Below are 23,185 nucleotides of genomic sequence, written 5' to 3'. Positions count from 1 at the left end.
ATGGAACTGAGAAGCATCGGCATATTAGTATCCTGTCTGGCTGTTCTAACCTTTTGTGTTGTGAAAGCAATGGAAAAAGCATCAAGGTATATATCCAATGGCACATTCAATTCTATGGGATGGTACATTTATGTATTGATTTTCATTGTTTTGGTGATAGGGGTTGTTCTAATCGTAAATGTGAAAGAGGAAAGACCCTAGAATTCTTAAGTAGAATGGATTTGAATTCCAAGCGCATGGCTTGATTAGTACATGTTATCTGCCCAGCTTCTATCCTATAGTCTCAGAAATCCAGCCTTCAAACGGTGCCTGTCCCCTGATATGTTAATAATTAACGTACCAGGGGACAGGCACCACATCCTTATGCAAGCATTACCAACAATTTTTATGTAATATCACTTACCAATTGATACGATAATACCTATATTAAACTTCCAAGGAGAAACTCATGTTATTAATCCTAAACTTTTTAAAGAAGAAAAAAAGTGAGACCACACCAAAACAAGTGAATACCGTCTCATCAAAACCAAAAAGGACAAATGAACAGCTTGCAACAAGAAAAGGCGAACTAGGAGAATACAAAATTGATATCCAACTGGATCAGCTCCCAAAGACTTATCGCCATCTAAGCGATCTCCTCATTCCAAACCCGAAAGCAAAGTCAGGTTATTCACAAATTGACCATGTGGTGATTACTCCATACGCAATCTTTGTCATTGAGACAAAAAACTATCAGGGGACCATCTATGGCGGGAAAGATCGAAGCACATGGCTGGTCAATGGAAAGTTCAAGATGATGAACCCTTTTGCACAAAATTATGGGCACATAAAAGCACTCACTTCATTGATTGATGAGAAGTACCACCATTTGTTTGTTTCCATGGTTTCTTTTACAAAACGCTCTACCTTTAAAGTAGATCCGGATTACCGGAAAATCGCTTCTAAGGAACTTATTGTGTATGACATAGAGTTGTCGGAATTTATCCATCGGAAAGAATCGGTGTTGAAAATTGAGCATAAAGAGCCTCTTCTAAAGGAACAAGACATCTCTACTATTTATTATGCTTTCTTAAAGGCCAATATTACTGATTTAAAAGTAAGAGATGATCATAAACATACATTAAAAAGGAATGCTACTGAAGCAATGACTAGCTCAGATGAGACTTGTACGATTTGCAAAAAACCTGTTTCTGAGAAAGTTAGGGCATACTGTTTATCAAATCATACTTTTAAGAGGAAAATTTATTGCTATGAGCATCAGAAGAATGTTAAGTAATAGTTGATTTTATGGAGTAACTGGTGACGGTTCCTACTCTACTTAATGCGTCAAAATGGGAATCGTCCATACTATACACTACTCGAAGTCGGCGTTTACGATGACCGCAATCGGCTCATCTATCTCATAATGATAGTTGGATAAACTTTGAGTAGAATACTTTTTGACATGACTTATTCAAATGCTCAATCTTGATCATTTCTACTCTCCTATTTATAGGCAAAGGGGAATCACATTTTAAAAAAATATGATTCCCCTTTGCCCTTTATCTACTATACATGTAAATAGTAACTTTATAAGGAATAGAACCCTCTTCACACCCCATATAAAAAGCCACCACGAAACATCCTCCCATACTACAATATCCCATCATTCAAATTCCTTCCCCTTCTTCAATAATTCAATCGTATCCATTCGGCAAATCTTCTTAATCCCAAAGAAATAAACGTACGCCAGTGTAATCAACAGGATCATAAAATCCAGGAGTACAATGATACCTAGAAATGGTAGACTCACCGGAATGAGCTTCAAGAAATAGTTGAATAGGTAGATGACCAGTGTATACAGGAAGATGTTACGAAACAGGATGGTAAGTAGTCTCGTATATATGGTCACGATCATCTTACTCTTGTAGCCTATCAGTTTAAGGATGGCGATTTCCTTCTTCTGAATCCGGAGGAAATTGATCATCAACAGGATGGCCGTCACGATGGATGTTATGACCAGGAATCCACATAGAATAATAAGGATCATCTGATTGGTGCTAATATTAATCGAGAAGTTTTCAAAGCTGTTAAAGGTGTAGCTGGTAAAATAGTGATTGTCTTTTAACACTTTGCCGACAGTGTCAACATTTTTTATGTCCTTTACATACACAACCAGGTTGCTCAATTGTGATTCCTGGATGTATTCAGAGCTGTTCTGTGATTTCTCGTACATGATTTTGGTCAGCTTCTTGGCCTCTTTCTCGTTCACATATGCCTGGTTGTTCTTCGGGATGGAATGAATGAAGATGGCATTCTCATTGGTGGCCCCTTTTTCCGCTGTCATTTCAAGGTCAACGGTTTCTGTGGAGGAGAAACCGCCGTCTTTCTCTTCAATGATTGGAACGTTAAGGGTGATCTGCCCGTCTTTTACATCCCCTACACAGATACGACCATCTTTCAAGGTGCACCCTTCACTTACGAGGGGTGCCAGTTCTTCACTGATCCCGATCATCGAATACGCTGTGGCCATTGAATCACGATAGACGGTAGGCAGCGTATAAACAGGATAGGCTTTGGCTTTGTCGTCCAGTTCCTTATCTTTCAACAGCGTGTTGATCTCGTTTACATCTTGGAGTGAAATCTGGGTGGTGGCTTCCCCATTCCCTTTCCCCGTCACATGAATGACCTTCACATTATTGTTGTTCATAAAGTCTTTATTGATCATCTGGTACTGATTCGAAATATACGAGACCGTGAAATTTAGCATAGTCAGGGAAATGACCATGATGAGTATGGAAATGGTAAGGAAATGATGGGTTTTCTTCCTTAGCATTTCCACGACGAATTTAGTGTTCATTGAAATGTCCCTCTTTCCAGTGACAGCGTCGTATCCGCATAGTCTTTCACGACTGGATCATGTGTCGAGACGATGATCAGCCTTTCCTGAGAGAGTTCCACAAGGAGTGTTAATAGATCTTCTTTGACTTCATAATCAATACTCGCAGTCGGTTCATCCAATAAGATGATCTCAGGTGCACTTAACAAAGCCCTGGCGATGGATACCCGCTGCTTCTCTCCTCCTGAAAGAAACGAAACCTTCTCATCAATGAGACCGTCGATGCTGAGTTTCTTGCATGTGTTCAGAATGATGTCATCGTAGTGATCTACGGGGTGATCTGTGATATTCAGCTTCAGATATAAGTTTTCCTTCACAGAAATATTCGTTAGAAGCATATGCTCCTGCATGACATATTCAAGGTTTTCAAACCTTTTGTGGACGGATCCACTATCAGGGGTCTCAAAACCAGCGATAATATTCAGCAGTGTAGATTTCCCACTCCCGCTCGCACCGTAGATGGCGTAGATTCCTTTATCACGGAACGTGTAATTCAGGTCTGAAAGAATTCTGTGTCGATAACTCTTATTGATCTTCTCTAGCTCTAGGATCGTAGTCATTTCACCAACTCCGTCATGTCGCCGTCACTGTAAATGATCAGCTTGGATGAGCTCTCATCAAAACCGATAAATTGAGTACCGGATTGAAGAAGCTTCTGATTCTTGAAGTCTCTTACTTCAAACTTCCCTGAATCATTCACTTCGAGAATATAGTTATCCAATGCCCAGACAAATACCGTTCCGTCCTCTAATTTCTTGATCTTCTGATTGCCGCAGTAGAATGTCTCTTCTTTTGAATAACAGACGTTCCCTTCATGAGCACTCAGATTTTGGGACACATCTGCTGCCACCAGCTCAAACGAAGACAGAGAAAGGTCAGTATGATAGACATTCTGCTTTCCTTCTTCGTTCAGAAGCACGAAAATCTGATCATTGGAAGAAATGCCGACGCCAAAGATCTTTTTGGTCATTTCATTTTCCTCGGTTTTCAGCTTTTCAAGCTTATTTTTATCCGTCAGCTTGAAAAGCCCCTTGAACACCTGCTGATCGCCCGAATACTCCATGACTGAAAAGATGTACTTCTTATCCACTACAGCCACTGGGAATATCGCTTCTTTATCATTGTCATGCTCATAAACGGTTTCCAGACGATTGTTTTCCCTCTTCAATATCGTAAATTCATTCGTCATGGAATTGCCACTCGTCACGTATTGATCATTTCCTGGAAGTCTGTATTGAAACTCGTTTTCCGTTGCATCGATCTTTCCGGTGCTTGATTTTAATTTTTCATCATATGTAAGATACTGAACCCCATCATACACAAGCTTACAGTCACCACCCGTACAGCCGAGGGCTTCTGATTTCACCCCTGCCTGCTGATCGCAGCCGCTCATGAATAACAGTAAACTAAATCCTAGAAATAAAAGCATTCTCATGTCATCATCTCCATAAAAAGAAGGAGCAAGCATGCATGGTATGAGCACTCCCACATACCAACCGATACAAACTATACTCCTTACTTCATTTTCATTCTTTTTTATTTGATTCCCTTCAACAGCCGTCTACAGGAACCCGTGTCTTATCTATTATACAGAAGCGTTCACAGACCAAGAACGTGCATCGCCTTTGATTTTCACTTTTGCTTCGTTCTGAATGGAAACCGTGCCGCTTCTATAATCTGCTTTAGGCTTAATAACCGCATTTCTTGTTTCAGAGTAAGCACCTTTTGCACCGTTCGAGTTCTGCCAATAAGCACTTTGACAAACGTTTTGCCATGAACTGCTTGAACCGGCAGATACACCGTCAGCCGAAATACCAATCGACATGGATGCACTGTTTCGTAACGAAGCACACGCCTCCCAAGTGGTCTTAATCCAATCAACCGAGTTGCTTCCAGAATAAACAGCAGATGTCTGATACGTAAATTGATACGTATTCCCACTTGTGGTTAGACCTGATCTCCATGCATCCGATGTAAGCTTACCATATGGTGTCGTAACATAATTCGAATCTGATGCAGCACTTGCCGTACTAATTGTAAAACCAAACGCACATATCGCAACCGTTATACCCATCATAATCTTTTTGAACTTTTTCATTCCAATTTCTCCTCCTGGAAACAACTTATATTTTTTAGGGGATCATGTTGTAAAGAACCTGATGTGAGGTAAGACCTTCAAAAAACATCTTGTACCATTGCAATGGCATTTTTCATTATGTTTATGAGCGTAGTTGTGAGAACAAGTAATGCGCTGAATCGATTCAAAAATATCTTACCATTTATTAATGAACTTGTTTCATTCTTTTAGGAATATATGTATAAATAGGTCTAATTTTGTATTATTGTTTATTTTTCCCTATATAAAGAAGAGATGCTTCCATTAAAAAAAGCACGAGAACCTTCCTCGTGCATCCAGAAATTTGACTCTTTCACTTAAAATGAAGCATTAGACGAAGCAACCGACTCATCACTCTTCACACAATCAATAGCAATCACGACAGCAATACTAATCGTTTCCATCTATTCATCTTGAAAAAGGGATCTGACCCAAGGCAAGCTAAAGCTTTAAAATATTGTGGGTCAGACTCCAACAATTAGTCACAATGTACAATTTGATAATAAAAGGGAATTTAATCCCAAGTGTCGAACCTGTGATACACTTGGGTTATCTAAGTTCACGGTATAAACTATACTTTTTAACCAAGTGGATTTGCTATCTTGAATAAGGAAACTACATAAATTTTTGTTCGGGGGAAAAATGCTTGAGAAAAATCACGTTATCAAATGGAGAAACGGTAGAAGTTGAATGTCTAAGCTGTGCGTTAACAAGTGGATTAGTTGAACCAGAAGGCGGTGTGGTTATCGAAACAGAGCACTTTCACGCCCATCAAGATGTCGCTTATCCAATTCGAGGGCTAATAATCTTAGCTTCTAAAAGACACATCAAATGTTTAGATGAATTAACTGAGTCTGAGAGATTAGACTACATAAACATTTTAGCAAAGATAAGAAAAGCACAAAGAGACAACTTAGGGATTGAATACGTCTATTATTTTTACAACGAAGACACCACCCATCATTTTCATACTTGGATGGTTCCGAGATATGAATGGATGTATGAATTCGGGCGTTCAGTAGAGTCTGTTCGAACAGTATTACTTCACGCTAGAAATGAAATGAATGACAAGAGAAATGTTGAAGAAGTGATGGAAGCCATCAACATTCTTACCGAAGAATTAAATAAATAATCTAGTAGAACTTCCGCTTTTAGGAAGTTCTATTTTTCTATAACTATCAACATTAAACTTTTACAGAGCCAATATGAAAAGAAGCACGAGATCCTTCCCCGCGCTTCCGCACCCTTAATCTATACTTTAAACCGACGCTCCAGACGAAGCAGCCGACTCATCACTCTTCACACAATCAATTGCAATCATGACAGCAATTATAATCGTTTCCATCTCTTCATCTAATATTTGCACCCTATAGCTATCGCCCCAAGAGAACCACTCCTTGCCCACTTGACCTACGACTCTCCCATTGTGTAATACCTGAAAATCCATATCCAACCAATTACCCTGCACTTCAATACCTGCCGCATCAATCGAATAGCGTGCTTTCAGAAAGGAAAAGTCCTTCTTGATCGTCAATACCTCTTGACCATTCACCTCAACAAAAAACTTTGGTAAAAAGCTGAATACCTTTTTCGTGATAAGTGCTACTTCATCTCTGCTTGTATTCATAATGGAGAAAGTCTTAGGAACTCGCATAAAACTTCCTTCCACATAATATACATCCTTCTCATCCTGATCCTTTATGGTGAATTTCTCGCTAAGACTGAATACCTTTTGTTTTATATAAAGCTGTCTCATCATATTGCCTCCCACTTTTAAGTCTTTACATTATTTACGATTGAGATGGGGGTTAGTTCCAGAATTATTCCATAAATTTTCACTCTCAGCCTTCTGCTCTGTTTCCCCTCTCTCAATGTAACTCAGCTGAGGATGACCGGTAATGGCCTCAAACTCCCATATTTATAAACAAAAGCCATCCCTTTAATAAAGGAATGGCCCATAACTTTTTTATCTCTCACACGCCCAGCCATCTTTATCCCGGTCATGTTTTGACGCATAAGCAGGATGATCCGAATCGACTCCATCAGGATAGACTTTTCGTAGTTCGGTACAGTTTTGATAATACTCTTTTTGTGGAGATGCTACAGGTGTTTCAGCTGTTGTACTGGAAGCAGAGCTCGTACTTGAGCTTGAGTTGGAGCTTGATTTAGCAGTTGCAGCTGCTGTCGTTGTTTTCTTTTCCTCTTTTGGATCCAGGTCCCCTTTAGTCGTCCCATTTTCACCGTATGCCCAAAGACCTGTTTCGTTCTCCCTTGCTTCCCGGGCGAATTTCACGAAGTACTCGCTGTATTTCACATCCGGGTTGTAGGTGGACGGCTCCGCATATCCGTTTAATACGAGGTCGGCATTGAACATCTTGGTCCGGATTTCTTCTTCTTTCATGTCATCCTTAGGAATCTCAAGCCAGATAAGGCGCAGGGAACGGTTGTACCGGTCCGTTTCGGACACATCTTTTTGGAGCCAGACCTTTTTGCCTTCTAATTTTTCGGTCGTATAGTTACTTGCTTCTTTTCCGTATTCCTCTGTTCTCGTTGTGGACTCAGGAGTGTTGACTCCGATGAATCGCACTTTTCTTCCATCCTTCAATTCGACTGTGTCACCGTCTACCACACGGGTAACCAGCACTTCTTCCAATCCGAATTTTTCCGCAAGTGTTTGCTGCTCTTTCATTTTCTCGGCTTTTGCCTTTTCCTTGGCTTCTTTTTCTTCAGCCAATTTCTTTTCTTCAGCCAGTTTCTTTTTTTCCTCTTCCTTTGCTTTCTTCTCTTCCGCTTCTTCTTTGTCTTTCTTTTCTTTCTCTTTCTTCGCCTGTAGATCAGCTTCCTTCTCAGCCTTTGCACTGGCTACTTTATTTTCTTTATCCATTTGCTCAGTTGGAGCTGCAAACGCCCCAATGATCGCCACGAGAATCCCGATCGTAATGACCCAGCCCGGTTTTCTTGAAAACGTCCTTCTACCTTTTCTTTTTTGAGAAGTTTGGTATAAACCAAACACCAAAATCAATAATCCAACCCAAGCTACAGGCGTTACAATCGCCAGGAGCAATGTAAAAATGATTGCCACAGCAGCCATGATGATACGTATAACTTTCATTCCAGCACCTCATTATATTTTCCCCGTTAAAAATATCCTCGATTTGCTCTAGCTACCTAACCGCAAAATTTATTAACAGATTTGTATATATATTGTAATATAAAATCGTCTATTTTTCAGACAATCTCACAATTTAGTGAAAATTTTCTGTATCGGACAAAAAAAGAGCAGAAGCTTTCACAGCTTCTGCTCTTACACTCAATTCATATTGATCTATACCTTACTCGATTTATTGCTGTTGTGTAACTTTCTTCATATTATCCTGAAGTTGCAAGATCCGGTTCGTTCCTTCTTCACGGAGACGTTTATTTTCATCTTCGATTGATTTTGTTTCCTGCAGTCCTTTGACGATCGTATTCCAAGACTCTTCAATCGTTTCAATTTGAACGCTTGGTCTCCCTGCTAGTTTGGCAATCTCTGTACTTTGATTGGCAATGTTTTCTGCATTACGCTTCAACATCTCATTTGTACGGCGATCCAGCTCATTCATTGAATCTGCAACCAACTTCTGACGTTTAGCTGTGACAGCTTGGATAATACCATTTTTGAAAATCGGGATCGTGATAACAAACGCTGAGTTGATCTTCCCGATTAGTTTGGTATTCCCTCGCTGCAGCAGACGGATTTGTGGGGCAGTCTGCAGGGCGACCATACGGGCCAAATCTAAATCATACACTCGTTCTTCCAGGGTTTGGATCGCACTCTTTAATGTGTCGAGTTGCAATTGAGCCATCTGGTCGCCATTCATCGCTTTTTGTTCATAACCCGGCAGCATATTATTCAATTCATCCAACTTAATTTGACCTGCCACGACGTATTTTTCTAACGCCATATAATAATTGATATTGTTTTCATACATCTCTTCCAAGGTCATGGTAGAACGGGTCATTTCATCTTTATACTTCGAAATTTCCACGTGAACTTTCTCGATTTCGCCGCCTAGTGTCTGATATTTACCGAAGATTTTTTCAATCATGTCATTGCCTCGGTTAAACAGCTTACCTAAGAGACCACTCTTTTTCTCTTCGAAATCTTTCTTATCAAAGCGATCCATAATCTTGCCCAGTTGTTTCAGCATTTCGCCAGAGTCTGTTACTTCAGTCGTTCGCATCATGGAGAGGATACGGTCTGAGAATTGAGAGATTTGAACGGCAGGCTCTTTCCCAAATTCCAACAATTCCATTTGGTTTTTCGTATCTACTTGTTGAGACAGTCGGATCACTTCCGGATCCTTTCGAAGTTCATTACGGATGTCCTCTGCCTTTTTCTCTGTAATGACTTCATTCTTTTCAAGGGTTGCGACTTGTGTTTCGTTTACCATCGTTTCTTCACTCCTATTTTTGGGATTTTAATGTTTTGAACATTCTTCGTACAAACGAAGGCTCTTTAAACTCCAGCTCAAATGACATGTCTTCCAGCCAATGAGTATCAAATACATTGGACTCGATATACTGTTCAATACAATTATGTCCTGGAGGGTTATACACCGTTATGTCCACTCCAAGTTCGTTAAAGAAGAGCAGTCTGGCTGCATCTGAACGGGAAAGCATTCCGTTCATTTCATTATTAAACAGAACCAGTTTGGGAACGTCCTGTGAATAATCGAACTTCTGGATGATTTTCAAATCTTCCGGTGAAAGATCTGTCGCTTGAGTGAACAGATAGAGCTGAACATCCTCTATCCTTTCATGATTCAATGGAAGCAGCCGAGGACTTTCGCACATTTTTGAGATCACATATGCGATTGCCCGCTGTACACCGCCAGGAAGGTGATTGTATTGCCACCAGTTGCCAGAAATCATTTTCTCCACGTCCAGAGTTCCATCTTTCCCCGTGGCATGTTGATAATGAAAGGTATGATTGGCTTTCACTTCTGTTGTAAACGGGAAGTGCTGAATCAACACCGTATTTTTGTCTTCTATCAAACTATGTAAACGGCTCCAATATTCTTTTTTGTTCTCTGAAACCCCCATAATTTTCGCAAAAATAGATGGAATTTCAACTTGCTCCCGTGTGGCATGGAAGTTAGGCCGGACGAATGCTTTCTCTTTACTAATCAAGAACAGTTCATCATACGTTGTTTTAAGCGTGACCGAAGATGGCAGGCTGTCCCGGAATTGCCATGGTTTATAAAGTTGAGACCCCTCATGAAACAACACATCATTCAATTCCTGTGTGGCCCGGTATGCCACAGTGGACTGACGGTCAGGTTTTTCCGTCGGGAAGGGTTCCAGTTCTCCTTTAGTTGGATGATGTACTACCTTGGAGATGTTCTGATCAGGATCCAGGGCAGCAAACTGGTCTTTTCCCTCGGGATGGAAAATGAGCACATCACACCCGATGGTCATCATGTAATAGAGAAAGTATAACTGACTCTTTGTTGCGTCCCCGTACCAAATGACCCGGGGCATTTCAACTTCGGGGTTGATCTCTTTCAGCCATGGATCCAGGTGGTTCCACGACCATTTAACGAGATCCACAAACACTCTCCGGAAATCGGGATCATTTAGACCGTCTTTATGATTTTTTTGGAACGTGTCCAACACCGAAATAAGTGATTTTCTCAGAAGTCTGTGCAAGGGATGATTGGAGTGACCGGGAATTAAACGCTCCCCCTCCATAAATGCGACAATTCTATTGACTGACAGTCCATTTTCTTTTTGGATGATCATGTGTATTTTTTGAACGCTCTGAAACATTTCCGATGTGATTTCTTTATTTAAACTCTCACTTAGAACGTGAACCTGATTGGAAGCATAAAGCTCATAGAGGGAGAGATAATAGTCGGATTCATCATATCCAATCCCCACTATCCTGCCAGAGACCTGGCAAAATGTCAGTTGTTCATTTTTCTCATAAGGAGTTCGTTCATTTAGATTTTTATATAATACAAGTTTCCATTTATCAGAGTCTATCTCTGCTTGAGTCATGTTGATGCTGGAATAATCACTCATGATGTCACCCCTCACATACTTTTTTTCAAAAGGTCATCTATTTCGTACCAGCCGGTGACCTCCATGTACTGCTTGTTCATACGTTGTGCCTCAAACATGTATATTCTTATAGCGGCATTGTAAGGCTTCGACGATTTCCTCGGATGCTTTAATACCAGCCTGCTCCGTCTTATTAAGGGTAAGGGAATCATCTACTACTTCCCCATGAAGAGGGGCAATCCCGTACGTCCCATTGATGATCAGTTCATAATCCAGTAAAGAATCACCCGCTGTGTAGATTTCATTCAAGCCCAACGCGTCACGTAAATAGTGAACAGCTGTCCACTTATTGAGTGTCTTTGGTATAAAATAGAGCTTCCTTCCCTGAAGCGACAATTGCCATCTAAGATTGTCTGTCAGCCCCCTTAACTCTAGTAACCTACTAGTAGAGAAATGCTCTGTATGAAGGATGATATAAAAAAACATATCGTCTCCCAGTTTGATTCTCTTGATCCATTTAGAATCGTCTAGGTCTGTTACTTTCTTCATCACTTCTTCAATGGGAGTGCATTTCTTGAGCAGTTGCTCTACATAAAGCGTCCATTCCTTCAGGACAGTACCACTTTTCAAAATCGTCCCCCCATTGCTGGTTATCGCATACTGGGGCACGATTTCATCTTGAAACAGCTGTATCCTCTTATATTGCTCGATCGTTCTCGTTGTCACGGGTATAAAGAACATGTCCTCATTGATCTGCTTGAGGATCGATTTCGTTTTGGATGAAATATATGAAATCGGTTTCCCGTCTAAGCGTTCAATTAATTCATGGTTGCCATCAGATCCATATGCTTCAAGCATCCTCTTGGAGAAAATCAGGGTGCGGTCCAAGTCACTGGCAAATGCGTTCATTTCTCATTGTCCATCTGTTTAATCAGACCGCAGCAGCTATACGACATGTCATTGTACTCTTCAACCTGAACTCCTCTGTCTCTTGCAAGCATGAGAATATGCTCAAGATAGTGCACCTTCTCAGTATTGATCAAGATCTTCCATGGCACACGTCTTAATAACACACGTGTCGTCTCCCCAACTCCGGGCTTGATATGATTAATATCATCAATCGTGTATTTCTCCTGGATTTTCCTGACTGAACTCAAGCCTTCCCAATTCATATCTGTATGGTTTTTTTGTAGCTCTTCCAACTCTCTTTCCACTCTCGGCGCTATACTCTTAAATTCAGAGGAAATGGTATCAACATAGAACGTAGAAAGATCCTCTGACAATAATTCTTTATAGTATTTAGCGCCGTGGAAATCATCTAGACCTATCAATGAGCCATTTAATACCGTTCGACTCACCAGCCCGGAAACAGTTGAATTTAAACAAGCACTAGGAATCAAGAAATCATCTCTTGTTCCATAAAGATTCGAACAATGACCGGGATCGGCTAAGACGGCCAGTTCAGGAGAAAGATCCTGCTGATACTTTTGGTTAAAACGGCTGATGGATTCGGTAAGCTCCTTCGTGATGGCTCCCTTTCCTGTCCAGCCGTCGACAAACACCAGTTTTTGGCCGGGGTGGTGGTCTAAGATAAATGCAAGTGCATTTTCGTCAATCCCCCGTCCTCTGACAATGGAGATACTGTAATGGGGAACAGTCACTCCATAGTTGAATCCAATATATCTTTTCATCAGAACACCGATAGGAGTGCCCGCCCTCGCAAGACTGCAAAGTACGATGTTAAACCCACGAGACTTCACTATTTGTTCAGCGGCAAGAGCCACATATAAGGCGATGTCCCCCTTGGATTTTTCCAATGAATCATGAAACAGCTCTATATAGTCATTGGAAGGCTTATATTCGATCGGAAGCATATCCGAATAGTGGATCCCGCTCTGGATGGCCTTCTCTCTTTCCAGTGTATCCTTTTCGATATCCGCCCCTGACAAATCTTTCAGTAAAAAGGTAACGTCTTCCTTCGGGTAACTGCCTATATCATCAATCGTTTTGTACACCATCAACACCCCTTTCCAGTGTGGAAAACATGACAATATTCACAATCCCGATACCTCTGTCCTTCGCCATTTGTTTTATTTCTTTAATCCGATCCTCTGCTACTTCCTTTTCAAAGAAAATGAACATCTCATCATACTCATCCTTTGGAATATTGTAGACATAATGAATCACAGCATCGTCCTCAGGATTCAAGAAAGAAAAACCGTTTTGAATCGCATAGCCTGTCTTCGTTATTGGAAGGATCGGACTTCTTGTTGTGGAGTGATACAGAACACCCTCCCCCATCAGAGATGCGATTTTCATCGGAAGGTACATCAATTCCCCAGTACCCAGACAAAGAGTCTTGTTGCCTTTTCGATTTCGTTTCAGATAATCGGCTGCTTCAGCACAAGTTGCGTCCAATGCTTCTTTATCATCACTGGAAATGCCGAACCTCCCTGTTTCCTTAATGTAAGGAATGTCGTCTTTTCCACTTACATAGTGAGTTCTTGTAAATAAAGGCGCGAGGTTGAACGTTTCGACGTGAAGCTCAGACTCACGGTTTTTAGGCTGATAATCATACTCTGCTTTCTCGATGGTCTCTCCAGAGAAATGGATGTTGCCTGACATTAAAGAAACTGTATGGATCTTGATTCCTAATTCTCTTTCCAACTGAAGAAACTGCTGTTTATTTTCTTTAGAACGCCAATCTAAAATAGATACGACAGAATAATGCTCACGGGGAAACTTGGAATGAATATTCCTAATAATATTTAAAGACGTCTTCCCAGTGGTCATTTCATCATCGATCAGCACGATCGGCTTCTTGTTATTAATATGGTGCACATCAATATAGCAAAATTGGTTTACCGCATGTGAATGCTCTTCTTTGAAATTCAAGACAGGTTCGCGACCTTTGATTTCTTCCCTTGTTGTATGGATATATCCTGCGTTCTCCATACAATCAAAAAAGGCATGCCCCAACGAAGTGGCGGTTTCAGCAAAACCTATAATCAATGGGTCGTTTTTTAAGATGAGTTTTAAACCGGACAACAAGTTGTATGCTTTCTGGATTTCCTGAGGATCTTCAGAAAAGCATCCTTTTATAATAGCGTCTTTCGTTTCAACCTGTTCTCCGGATATTTGTTCGAAGTATTCGATCGCAAGCAAACCCGATGTTAGTAATGATTGTAACGGGCGTAATGGTAAATGTTTACCTAAAAGCTTGCTTACAAAGAGAAACCCTCTCTTCTTATTTACCCTTGCTGCCATGATAAACAAGTCGTCAATCGAAAGGTTTAAGGGATTTTCCGATAACGCTAGATCAATTGCCATATTAGGTAATAGTTGAAGTTTGTGCCGCGTCTGACAGTAAGTCGATGTAGTTGTGGTTTTCATTGTACACCCCATAAATCTTTGATTTTTTCAAAACCTTTTGAGCCCATAGATAATGGGGTTTTATTTCATTCATTTTGTTGGAATACTTACTTTTCATTACTCCAACACTTCCATCTATACTTTCAGTAATGGACAATGCATCCAAATAATCCTCTTTAGAAACCCCGTTCAGGCTTTCGACAATTTTAATGTGACTCGGATGAATGACCGTCTTTCCATTCAGTCCATTAGCCAGGTCCAACAGGGTTTCCTTAATTAAACCATCATGGTATTCACTCAATAACTGAGACCTAAAACGTAAACCATCATCACCATATGACTCCTTAAAAGGAGTCTGGCGCAGCTCAGGTTTCAGTATTCTTGAAGAGGACTGCTCAAAATACTCCCATACCGGCCCCGAAATGGTGTATTCCCTGCCGAAATAGTTGAGTACATCGCTAATAAAATCCTTTACCAGTGAAATATCATAAATGGTCGTATGGAAGTTACGGCGAACTCCGTATAGACCGCAAAGATCTGTTGCACCGATTCGAATATTTAGTATGTACTCCTTATATTGGTGCAAGAGCTTCTTTATTTCTGAAAAATGGCTGTACCGTGTCTCTTTTTCTAGAAGCTCAGGAGTTTCAAAGATCGGCATCCCGTATAATGTAACTCCTCTATCCTTTCCAGCTTGAATCATGTGATTCAAATAGGAAGAGGCATTACCAAGTGAAAACTTTGGAAACACGAACCCAGTCAAACAGTCGATTGCCTCTCCCAACTCACTACTAATAGTGGAGATTTGTTCAGGTGATCTTACACGAAGAAATATCAAGGGGAGATCTGATGTAGACAGTCTTCCATTTTGTAAAGACTCATAGATCGATTGGAGATGATGTACAACCATTCTTTCTGCGTGCTCAACTTCACTGTCGCCAATGGCATCCTCAAGACACAGGACAACCGAACACAATTCGGGGTATTTTCCTTTAATCACAATATCTGCAATGTCTTCCTTTGTTGATGGCATATATAAAGTAGCTCCCAAGCTGAATTCCAGGAGTTCTTTAGGTGATGTTTTTGTAATGTTCATTGGTTCAACATAAAAAATCCCTGCAGTTTGCAGAGCGGATAAATAACTAAAATGCTTCATAAATTACACCTCGTATTTAGAAAAAAGAAGGAGAACGGTCTCCTTCTTTTCATTATTCTTCTTTTGATGCGGCAGTTTGGCTATTGGTAACCATTCTGGACTTGTTAATGTAATGAACGACGAAAGTCGCAAGAAATGCCACAATCAATATGGCAAAGAACACCACATGATCCAGATGGAATCCAAAAATACTGGCAAACATTTTAGCTGAAATCAACCCAATCAGAATGAACGCTGTGGTTTCAAACTCTGGAAACTTATCGATCAATTTCAAGAAAACACCGGCAACGGTACGCATCATAAGAATCCCGATCATACCACCGATAAGTAATACCCAGACCTGATCTGAAATGGCAAAAGCTGCGAGGATCGAGTCCACACTAAAGGTGATATCTACCATTTCAACGGTAAATACTGTTGCCCAAAAAACACCTATTGTACGAACCAACCAGCCGCTCTTATTGAATTCCTTCGCTTCATCTTCATCATTTCCACTATTCTTATTCCGGAAAAAGTCAATGACGATCCAGGCCAAGTATGCAGCACCTATCACTTTGACAAATGTAAATTTAACGAGATAAACACCTACTCCTATAAATAAGAAACGGAAGAAATAGGCTCCGAACAATCCGTACATCAAGGCTTTTTTTCTTTGTTTTTCCGGCAAGTGTTTCACTAATATTGCTAGAACCAAGGCATTATCCGCAGATAACAACCCCTCAATGACGACCAGTGAACCGATTAATCCCCAAGCTACGGGGTCGGTTAAAACTTCTCCCCACATTTCAATATCAAAAAACATCGCATACGTTGAAAGTATTTGTTGTAAAATTTCCAATTAATGATCCTCCTAAAGCTGAACCATATGTTTCAGCTTGCTTTAAACCTGCAAACCATAATTCCGGCACAAGTCTGCTAATCCACCTGAAAATCCGCTGCCAATAGCACTGAATTTCCATTCATTCCGGTTTCTGTACAACTCACAAACGACTACCGCAGTTTCGATCGAGAAGTCTTCCCCTAAATCAAAACGAAGTAGCTCATTATCGGAAGCATCGTCTACCAAACGAACAAACGCATTCGACACTTGTCCAAAGTTTTGACGGCGCAAGTCGGCATCATGGATCGTTACCGTAATCCCAATCTTGTGAACAGATGAAGGAATCTTCGAGAAATCCACGATTAACTGTTCATCGTCACCATCTCCCTCGCCGGTTAGGTTATCACCTGTATGTATAACAGATTCAGAAGGGTGAGATAAATTGTTATAGAAGACGAAATCCTGATCGTTTACACATTTATCATTGGCATCTACCAGGAAAGCAGAAGCATCCAAGTCGAAATCATGCCCGCCTTGGTATTTATTTGTGTCCCATCCCAGACCGATGACTGCTCGTTTCAATCCGGGATTCGTTTTTGTCAAATCAATTCGTTGACCTTTTGATAACTGAATTGCCATCATTATCTCTCCAATCATTATTCATAGAGTAGATGTTTAACTATTATCTTTATTAGATTGAAAGACCATAGTCTGTAGCGATTCTTGCTAATCCGCCTTGGTACCCTGAACCGATTGCAGAGAACTTCCATTCTCCGTTATGACGATATAGCTCCCCTACAATAATGGCTGTTTCAATAGAGAAATCCTCTCCCAAATCGTAGCGGATGATTTCCTCTTTGTTATCCTCATTCACGATTCTTACAAACGCATTCGACACTTGACCGAAGTTCTGGTTGCGGGCCTCTGCATCATGGATAGTGATAACAAATGAAATTTTTTCAACAGCTGTAGGAACAGAGCTTAGGTTGACTTTCACTTGCTCGTCGTCTCCATCCCCTTCGCCAGTAAGGTTATCTCCAGTGTGCTCAACAGATCGATTTCCACCAATCAGCTGATTGTAAAAAACAAAGTCCTTTTCAGAAGAACATTTCCCGTTTGAATCGAGCAAGAAAATACTCGCATCCAAATCGAAGTCATTTCCACCATCGTACTTATTTGTATCCCAACCAAGTCCAACCATAACGTTGGATAGACCAGGGTTTGTTTTTGTTAAATCTACTTTTTGTCCTTTTGATAATGTAATTGCCAAAATAGTTCTCCCCTATCTTTTTAGTTTGATTTCTTCCATTAACCAGTAACCAGGTTGCCTTCTAGGCAAACTTTTGAACAAGGTCCCCGACTTTCCCATCATTGGTGCCGGTTCCGACTGCAGCAAACTTCCACTCGTTCCCGTGTCTGTAGATCTCTGCCACAATCAAGCTTGTCTTGCCTGAGTAGTTTTCTGTCAAATTAAACTTGACCAGTTCTTGATTGTCATTCGTATTAACCACGCGAATAAATGCATTTTCGATCATTCCAAAGTCTTGTTTACGCTTGTTGCAATCATAGATGTTTACAACAAACACAAGCTTATTAATATGTTGAGGAACCTTTTGAAGATCAACCAGGACTTGCTCATCGTCCCCATCTCCAGCACCTGTCAGGTTATCGCCGGTATGCTTGATACTTCCACAGTTACTTTTCAAGTTGCCGAAATAAATGAGGTTTTTACTTTCAGTGAATCGATCATTCTCCAGCATTAGGACAGAAGCATCACAATCAATATCCGGAGCTCCCCCGCCTAATCCGAAAAAGCCTTTCTTTACTTTAACAGGATCCCAACCAAGACCAACCATCAGTTTGGATAATCCGGCATTTCCTTTTGTTAAATCAATTCGTTGCCCTTTTTGTAATGAAATGGACACTCGCCTTCACTCCTTTTCAAAAATAATACCCTACGAATAATAAATTGCATTAATTGTAGAATAATAGCGTTTTTACTATGAATATGTATAACACATCTATTCACATTCTACTAAAGTACTACCATAAAATCTAGTTTTTACCCTAATTAAATAAGGAAAAAACTACTAATTATTCATATTCATATAGGACGGACTTCTATTAGGGAAGCCTCGGCAACTTTACTTCAAACTCTCCGAGAGGCCAGTGAAGATAACTCCTAGCGCATATGCACCTGCATCCGGATGACCGAGGCTTCTTTCCCCTACGGTACCGGCACGCCCCATCCGGGCAACCATTTCCTTGGTTTTCTCGGCTCCTTCTACAGCGGCCGCTGCTCCTTTTTCCATGGCGGTCTTGAAGTCATCACCGTTTGCGGCACTTTGTGACCAGGAGTCCGCACAAGGAACGAGTGCATCCACGAGGGTTTTGTCCCCGACTTCTGCTCCTCTGCCGAAGGATCTCTCGCCTGTATCCTGGATTCCCTTCACGGCTGCCTGTAGCATGTCAGCGAATTCTTTAACGGTAAGCTCCATTCGGTCTTCTGCCGCTTTTCCTGCAGCCCTGAATGCGGATCCCCATATCGGACCGGAAGCACCTCCGCAATACTCCATGATGACCATAGAGCTTGCATCCAGGAAGCTGCCGATTTTCAGATTCTCTTGACTTAGGATGTCTTTCCACTCCCGTTTCAACTGCTTGAAACCTTTGGAAACGCTCATCCCGAAATCCCCGTCCCCGGCATGTGAATCCAACTCACAGAAAGGTACTTCATTTTTGATGATGATGTCGCTCATTTTATCCACGAGGAAGATGACGTTCTGGAGTGTTGCCATATTATTCTTGATCACAGCGTCCTCTTCCGGTGTTTCCACCTCAAATGATACAGGTTTCGTTTCATCATCCTCCTCGAGGTCGATGTACTCCACACCAGGTACCGGTCCGTCCACTCTGAACGCAGGCGCAGTACTTACGCTTGACAGCAATGTTTTTAATTCTTCGTCCAGCTTCATCACGGTCAGGGAAACGCCTGCCATATCGATGCTCGTCATGTAATTGCCGACAAAAGCACGGTTGATCGAAATCTCTTTACCCGCCAAAATCCTGGTGACGGAATTGTTGAAAAGATAGAGTTCTTGCAAAGGCGTGCCCCCAAAGCCGTTTACAAGGACTGCGATCTCGGAAGAATCACTATCTTCCATTTGGAGATCCTTCATTAGGTCATTTACCATACGCTCTGCCAATTCGTCGGCAGACGCCATTTTCTCCCGTCTAGTTCCCGGCTCTCCGTGAATCCCGACACCATATTCTATTTCGTCGTCGTCCAATTTGAACGTCGGAGATCCGCTCGCCGGAACGGTACAAGATGTCAGCGCGAAGCCAATGCTTCGGACATTTTCAGCTGCCTTCTCTGCAACTGCTTTGACTTCCATCAAGTCTCGTCCTTCTTCAGCAGCCGCTCCGGCCACTTTATGTACCAACACCGTTCCGGCTACACCACGACGTCCCACTGTATAAAGGCAGTCTTCCACCGCAATATCATCATCCACTTTGACGTATTCCACCGGGATGCCATCTTCAGAAACTAAGTGAGCCGCATTTTTAAAATTCATGATATCCCCACTGTAATTCTTAATGACGAGCAGGGCTCCCTTTTTACCGGCAGTCGCTTTAATCGCCTGATAGACCTGGATCTGTGAAGGCGATGCAAACACGTCACCGCACACAGCAGCATCGAGCATCCCTTTCCCTACAAGCCCCGCATGCGCAGGCTCATGTCCGCTTCCACCGCCGCTGATCAACGTTACCTTATCTTCATTTAAATCCTTCTTCTTCATCACCTTATACTTTTTCATAAACTCGAGCTCAGGATGAGCCATGGCCATCCCATTGCACATCTCCATGACCAAATCTTCAGGTTCATTCATGACCTTCTTCATTCTTAACTCCTCCTTCAACTTCTCGTTGCTCAAATTATCTCACTGACCAAGTTAAAACGAAAGTAAGAAGCCTGGGGACGTTTCTCATGCTTTCTCTTGAAGTAAAAATGAAGCACGATACCCGTCCACAAGGATCTTATGATAAAATGATATTATCAGAATTTTACAATTGATTTTAAAAATGTGTTGTTTATGAAAGCGATGTTGCATTTCTTCAAGAAGGAGAAGTGCTTTTTTATTAAATGTAATGTGAGTTTAAAAGGAAAGGGAGAAATGAGCATGAATGACCTTAAATTGCTTGAAACATACAAAAGCTTTCTACAAAACTATTCTTTGGACCAACTCAGGTATATACCTGAGCAAGGGGTTTGGTCTATCGGTCAAATGTATAACCATTTAATTGTCGTAGCTCATGAGTATCTGGATAGTGTTGAAGCTTGTGCCCTGGCTGATGGCGAACAAAAGCAGGGGAAAACAGAGTTTGGAGAATATTTATTTAATATCGGTGGGTTCCCGCCAATTAAAATCCAATTACCACCCGAGCTTAATACTCCCCCGGTTAATACAAAAATGAAAGAGGACATTATCCGAGAGCTTGATCAACTCATGAAGAGAATGAAAAAATTGAAAATGAAAGTAGTTGATATAAACCCCCATTACAAAGTGGAGCATGGAGGCTTTGGATGGTTGAATGCACAGGAATGGTTTGATCTCGTTGGAATGCACTTTCGTCATCGCCTGCGTCAGAAATATGAATTAGAAGAAGCATGGGCACGGTCCTGATGCTTACTGTCAATATTAATAGAGACAAGAGGTCCTTCCCCCTTGACCCAAAATAAAGCTCGCTCGAAAAGTCCAGTTGCAACTTTTCGAGCGAGCTTTTTTATTTTTGGGATTAGTAGGGATAAGCAATCCATGCTCTTCTGGTCAGTCAGAAAAGAATCAGGAGAACCACCCCCATGATTATGCCTCTACTAGGTTTAAATCGTACTTGTATCAATAACGAATCGATACTTCACATCAGAACCCAATACCCGTTTGTACGCTTCATCAATGTAATCAGCGGAAATCACTTCGATCTTAGGGACAATTCCATGTTCCCCGCAGAAATCGAGCATTTCCTGTGTCTCGCGGATTCCTCCAATCAAGGATCCTGCAAAGGAACGGCGGTGGCCAATCAATGAGAACACATTGACTTCCAGTGGTTCTGCAGGTGCACCGACATTGACCATCGCTCCATCCAGCGTCAAGAGGGATAGGTACGCACTGATGTCAATTTTTGCGCTGACCGTGTTAATGATCAAATCGAAAGTACCGGCAAGTTTCTCGAACGTATCCGGCTCAGTGGTGGCATAATAGGCTTTTGCCCCGAATTCCAGTCCATCCTCTTTTTTATTTAACGTACGGGAAAGGACTGTCACTTCGGCTCCCATGGCGTGTGCAATCTTGACCGCCATATGACCAAGTCCACCCATTCCGACAACGGCTACTTTCTTTCCTTTGCCTGCATTCCAATGGTTCAATGGAGAAAACGTCGTAATCCCGGCACATAAGAGTGGTGCTGCAGCGTCAAGCTCGATGTTATCAGGGATGCGGAGTACAAAATCTTCCGTTACCACGATATGGGTGGAATAGCCACCTTGGGTAAGCTCGCCGTATTTGTCCACACCGGCGTAGGTCGGTACGTTTCCTTTGAGGCAGTACTGCTCTTCCCCTTCACGGCAGTTCTTACATTCGCCGCAGGAATCAACCATACATCCTACCCCTACTCGGTCGCCAGCTTTGTACTTCGTAACCTCAGAACCGACTTCCGTGACGATTCCAGCAATCTCGTGTCCGGGAACAAGCGGATACTTCACTTCTCCCCATTCTCCGTGTGCCGTATGGATATCAGAATGGCAGATTCCTGCATACTTGATTTCAATCAGAACATCATGCACATCAAGATCGCGCCTCTCGATTTCAGCCTCTCTGAAAGATTTGTCAGGACCGTCAACAGCTCGTGCTTTAGCAATAACCATGAATAAAAAACCTCCTGTAATAGATGCTTTCAAGAGAAAACGAACTCTTGTTAAACCAATGGTAAACCCTATAGTTAACTCTAGGTCAAGCGATAACTATAATCCAATCTACTGATTTGTTTTGCTTTGACAGCAGGTGATAACCGTGATACGATTTTTTCACAAACATAGAGTTAACTCGACGTCTAGATGATCAGAAAGGGAGCGCGAATATGAAGACCTATTCAATTGGAGAAGTGGCAAAACAGTTGAACCTCTCGATCTATACCTTGAGATACTACGACAAGGAAGGGCTCATGCCTTTTGTCGAACGGACAGAAAGTGGCACCCGACGATTTAAAGAATCGGATATCACCGCATTACACATCATCGAGTGTCTGAAATCCACTGGTATGCCAATCAAGGAAATCAAACATTTTATAGATTGGTGCTCAGAAGGCGATGCCACCCTGCAACAACGATACAATATGTTCCTCGAAAGAAAAGCCACAGTGGAAGCAAAAATGAAAGAACTCCAGCAAACAATGGAAGTTATCGACCATAAATGCAGCTATTATAAGACCGCCTTGGAAGCAGGTACGGAGGATGTTCATAAGGGGAATAAGATTGAGATTATCAATCCATGAGACTGCACTCCCTGCCATGGAGTCCTGGGAATGGTTCTATCGTTCTTTGATGGAGGAATGGATCGGGCCACTGTCCATTTTCCCACGTTATGACGCAGGTGATTCTGATGCTTCCACTGAATGTAAAATGAAGCACGAGAACTGCTCCCGTGCGTATTGATCCTGCACCTCAAGATGAAGTAGGAATCTCTCCACGCCCGGTACATAAATTCAGGCTTGTACTGGCCTTCATACACGAGATACTCTTCC

At 41.6% G+C, this 23,185-nt stretch carries 24 protein-coding genes; 6 read left to right on the top strand and 18 right to left on the bottom strand.

All coding sequences use genetic code 11. The features are described 5' to 3' along the window. Together FGG79_RS02950 and FGG79_RS02945 are read left to right on the top strand one after the other, a co-directional pair. Positions 1-201 (top strand): hypothetical protein, encoded by a 201-nt coding sequence (locus tag FGG79_RS02950; RefSeq protein ID WP_138776259.1) that lies wholly within the window; start codon positions 1-3, stop codon positions 199-201. Between the two features lie 247 nt (positions 202-448). Beyond that, positions 449-1,276, top strand: coding sequence for a nuclease-related domain-containing protein (locus tag FGG79_RS02945; protein ID WP_138776258.1), 828 nt, complete (start codon positions 449-451; stop codon positions 1,274-1,276). Positions 1,277-1,645: 369 nt separating this feature from the next. Here the strand turns inward: FGG79_RS02945 and FGG79_RS02940 are convergent, their stop codons facing one another. From FGG79_RS02940 to FGG79_RS02925, 4 genes are all read right to left on the bottom strand, one after another. Beyond that, the gene (locus FGG79_RS02940; protein ID WP_138776257.1) at positions 1,646-2,839 is read right to left on the bottom strand and encodes an ABC transporter permease family protein; all 1,194 of its coding nucleotides are present in this window, start codon (positions 2,837-2,839) and stop codon (positions 1,646-1,648) included. Beyond that, positions 2,836-3,438 (bottom strand): ABC transporter ATP-binding protein, encoded by a 603-nt coding sequence (locus FGG79_RS02935; protein ID WP_138776256.1) that lies wholly within the window; start codon positions 3,436-3,438, stop codon positions 2,836-2,838. Before FGG79_RS02935 ends, FGG79_RS02940 begins: the two co-directional genes overlap by 4 nt. Next, positions 3,435-4,313: a hypothetical protein gene (locus tag FGG79_RS02930; RefSeq protein ID WP_171050770.1), complete on the bottom strand. Its 879-nt coding sequence runs from the start codon at positions 4,311-4,313 to the stop codon at positions 3,435-3,437. Before FGG79_RS02930 ends, FGG79_RS02935 begins: the two co-directional genes overlap by 4 nt. 150 nt (positions 4,314-4,463) lie before the next feature. Beyond that, positions 4,464-4,976 carry a hypothetical protein gene (locus tag FGG79_RS02925; RefSeq protein WP_138776254.1) on the bottom strand — a complete coding sequence of 171 codons (513 nt, stop codon included), beginning with the start codon at positions 4,974-4,976 and terminating at the stop codon, positions 4,464-4,466. A 664-nt stretch (positions 4,977-5,640) separates the two neighbouring features. Here FGG79_RS02925 and FGG79_RS02920 point away from each other — a divergent pair. Continuing rightward, entirely contained in the window at positions 5,641-6,126 is a 486-nt protein-coding gene (locus FGG79_RS02920; RefSeq protein ID WP_138776253.1) for an HIT family protein, read from the top strand. Between the two features lie 126 nt (positions 6,127-6,252). On the opposite strand, the gene FGG79_RS02915 is transcribed toward FGG79_RS02920, so the two are convergent. From FGG79_RS02915 to dhaK, 13 genes are all read right to left on the bottom strand, one after another. Beyond that, positions 6,253-6,750 (bottom strand): LURP-one-related/scramblase family protein, encoded by a 498-nt coding sequence (locus FGG79_RS02915; protein WP_138776252.1) that lies wholly within the window; start codon positions 6,748-6,750, stop codon positions 6,253-6,255. Between the two features lie 210 nt (positions 6,751-6,960). Continuing rightward, positions 6,961-8,106: a thermonuclease family protein gene (locus tag FGG79_RS02910; RefSeq protein ID WP_138776251.1), complete on the bottom strand. Its 1,146-nt coding sequence runs from the start codon at positions 8,104-8,106 to the stop codon at positions 6,961-6,963. A 229-nt stretch (positions 8,107-8,335) separates the two neighbouring features. Then, complete coding sequence (locus FGG79_RS02905; RefSeq protein WP_138776250.1) at positions 8,336-9,427, bottom strand: toxic anion resistance protein; 1,092 nt, start codon at positions 9,425-9,427, stop codon at positions 8,336-8,338. Positions 9,428-9,440: 13 nt separating this feature from the next. Next, a complete protein-coding gene (locus FGG79_RS02900) occupies positions 9,441-11,060 on the bottom strand; it encodes a YceG family protein (protein WP_138776249.1) in 1,620 nt (539 codons plus the stop codon). A 90-nt stretch (positions 11,061-11,150) separates the two neighbouring features. Then, positions 11,151-11,948 (bottom strand): HAD family hydrolase, encoded by a 798-nt coding sequence (locus tag FGG79_RS02895; protein ID WP_138776248.1) that lies wholly within the window; start codon positions 11,946-11,948, stop codon positions 11,151-11,153. Next, a complete protein-coding gene (locus FGG79_RS02890) occupies positions 11,945-13,057 on the bottom strand; it encodes a cysteine protease StiP family protein (RefSeq protein WP_138776247.1) in 1,113 nt (370 codons plus the stop codon). Before FGG79_RS02890 ends, FGG79_RS02895 begins: the two co-directional genes overlap by 4 nt. Further along, positions 13,038-14,432 carry a phosphoribosyltransferase family protein gene (locus FGG79_RS02885; RefSeq protein ID WP_240794184.1) on the bottom strand — a complete coding sequence of 465 codons (1,395 nt, stop codon included), beginning with the start codon at positions 14,430-14,432 and terminating at the stop codon, positions 13,038-13,040. The genes FGG79_RS02890 and FGG79_RS02885 overlap by 20 nt, the downstream gene beginning before the upstream one ends. Then, on the bottom strand, positions 14,371-15,567 hold the full coding sequence (locus FGG79_RS02880) for an HpcH/HpaI aldolase/citrate lyase family protein (protein ID WP_138776246.1): 1,197 nt from the start codon (positions 15,565-15,567) through the stop codon (positions 14,371-14,373). Before FGG79_RS02880 ends, FGG79_RS02885 begins: the two co-directional genes overlap by 62 nt. 52 nt (positions 15,568-15,619) lie before the next feature. Further along, on the bottom strand, positions 15,620-16,405 hold the full coding sequence (locus FGG79_RS02875) for a TerC family protein (RefSeq protein WP_138776245.1): 786 nt from the start codon (positions 16,403-16,405) through the stop codon (positions 15,620-15,622). 42 nt (positions 16,406-16,447) lie between these two features. Continuing rightward, positions 16,448-17,026, bottom strand: coding sequence for a TerD family protein (locus tag FGG79_RS02870; protein ID WP_138776244.1), 579 nt, complete (start codon positions 17,024-17,026; stop codon positions 16,448-16,450). Between the two features lie 52 nt (positions 17,027-17,078). Beyond that, the gene (locus FGG79_RS02865) at positions 17,079-17,657 is read right to left on the bottom strand and encodes a TerD family protein (protein ID WP_138776243.1); all 579 of its coding nucleotides are present in this window, start codon (positions 17,655-17,657) and stop codon (positions 17,079-17,081) included. 61 nt (positions 17,658-17,718) lie between these two features. Then, positions 17,719-18,312, bottom strand: coding sequence for a TerD family protein (locus tag FGG79_RS02860; protein ID WP_138776242.1), 594 nt, complete (start codon positions 18,310-18,312; stop codon positions 17,719-17,721). A 219-nt stretch (positions 18,313-18,531) separates the two neighbouring features. Then, the gene (gene dhaK, locus FGG79_RS02855; protein WP_138776241.1) at positions 18,532-20,289 is read right to left on the bottom strand and encodes a dihydroxyacetone kinase subunit DhaK; all 1,758 of its coding nucleotides are present in this window, start codon (positions 20,287-20,289) and stop codon (positions 18,532-18,534) included. Between the two features lie 279 nt (positions 20,290-20,568). On the opposite strand from dhaK, the gene FGG79_RS02850 reads away from it, so the two are divergent. After that, positions 20,569-21,072, top strand: coding sequence for a DinB family protein (locus FGG79_RS02850; protein WP_138777552.1), 504 nt, complete (start codon positions 20,569-20,571; stop codon positions 21,070-21,072). A gap of 197 nt (positions 21,073-21,269) precedes the next feature. Here the strand turns inward: FGG79_RS02850 and FGG79_RS02845 are convergent, their stop codons facing one another. Next, positions 21,270-22,310 (bottom strand): NAD(P)-dependent alcohol dehydrogenase, encoded by a 1,041-nt coding sequence (locus FGG79_RS02845; protein WP_138776240.1) that lies wholly within the window; start codon positions 22,308-22,310, stop codon positions 21,270-21,272. Positions 22,311-22,522: 212 nt separating this feature from the next. Here FGG79_RS02845 and FGG79_RS02840 point away from each other — a divergent pair, with 212 nt between their 5' ends. After that, positions 22,523-22,936, top strand: a complete 414-nt coding sequence (locus FGG79_RS02840; protein WP_138776239.1) for a MerR family transcriptional regulator — start codon at positions 22,523-22,525, stop codon at positions 22,934-22,936. After that, positions 22,917-23,096, top strand: a complete 180-nt coding sequence (locus FGG79_RS02835) for a hypothetical protein (RefSeq protein ID WP_138776238.1) — start codon at positions 22,917-22,919, stop codon at positions 23,094-23,096. Before FGG79_RS02840 ends, FGG79_RS02835 begins: the two co-directional genes overlap by 20 nt. The last annotated feature ends 89 nt before the right edge of the window (positions 23,097-23,185 follow it).

This window comes from Bacillus sp. BHET2 (assembly GCF_005938125.1).
Lineage (GTDB): Bacteria > Bacillota > Bacilli > Bacillales > Bacillaceae_B > Rossellomorea.
Note: the sequence above shows the minus strand (reverse complement) of the source record. Positions and strands in the feature narration are given on the sequence as shown.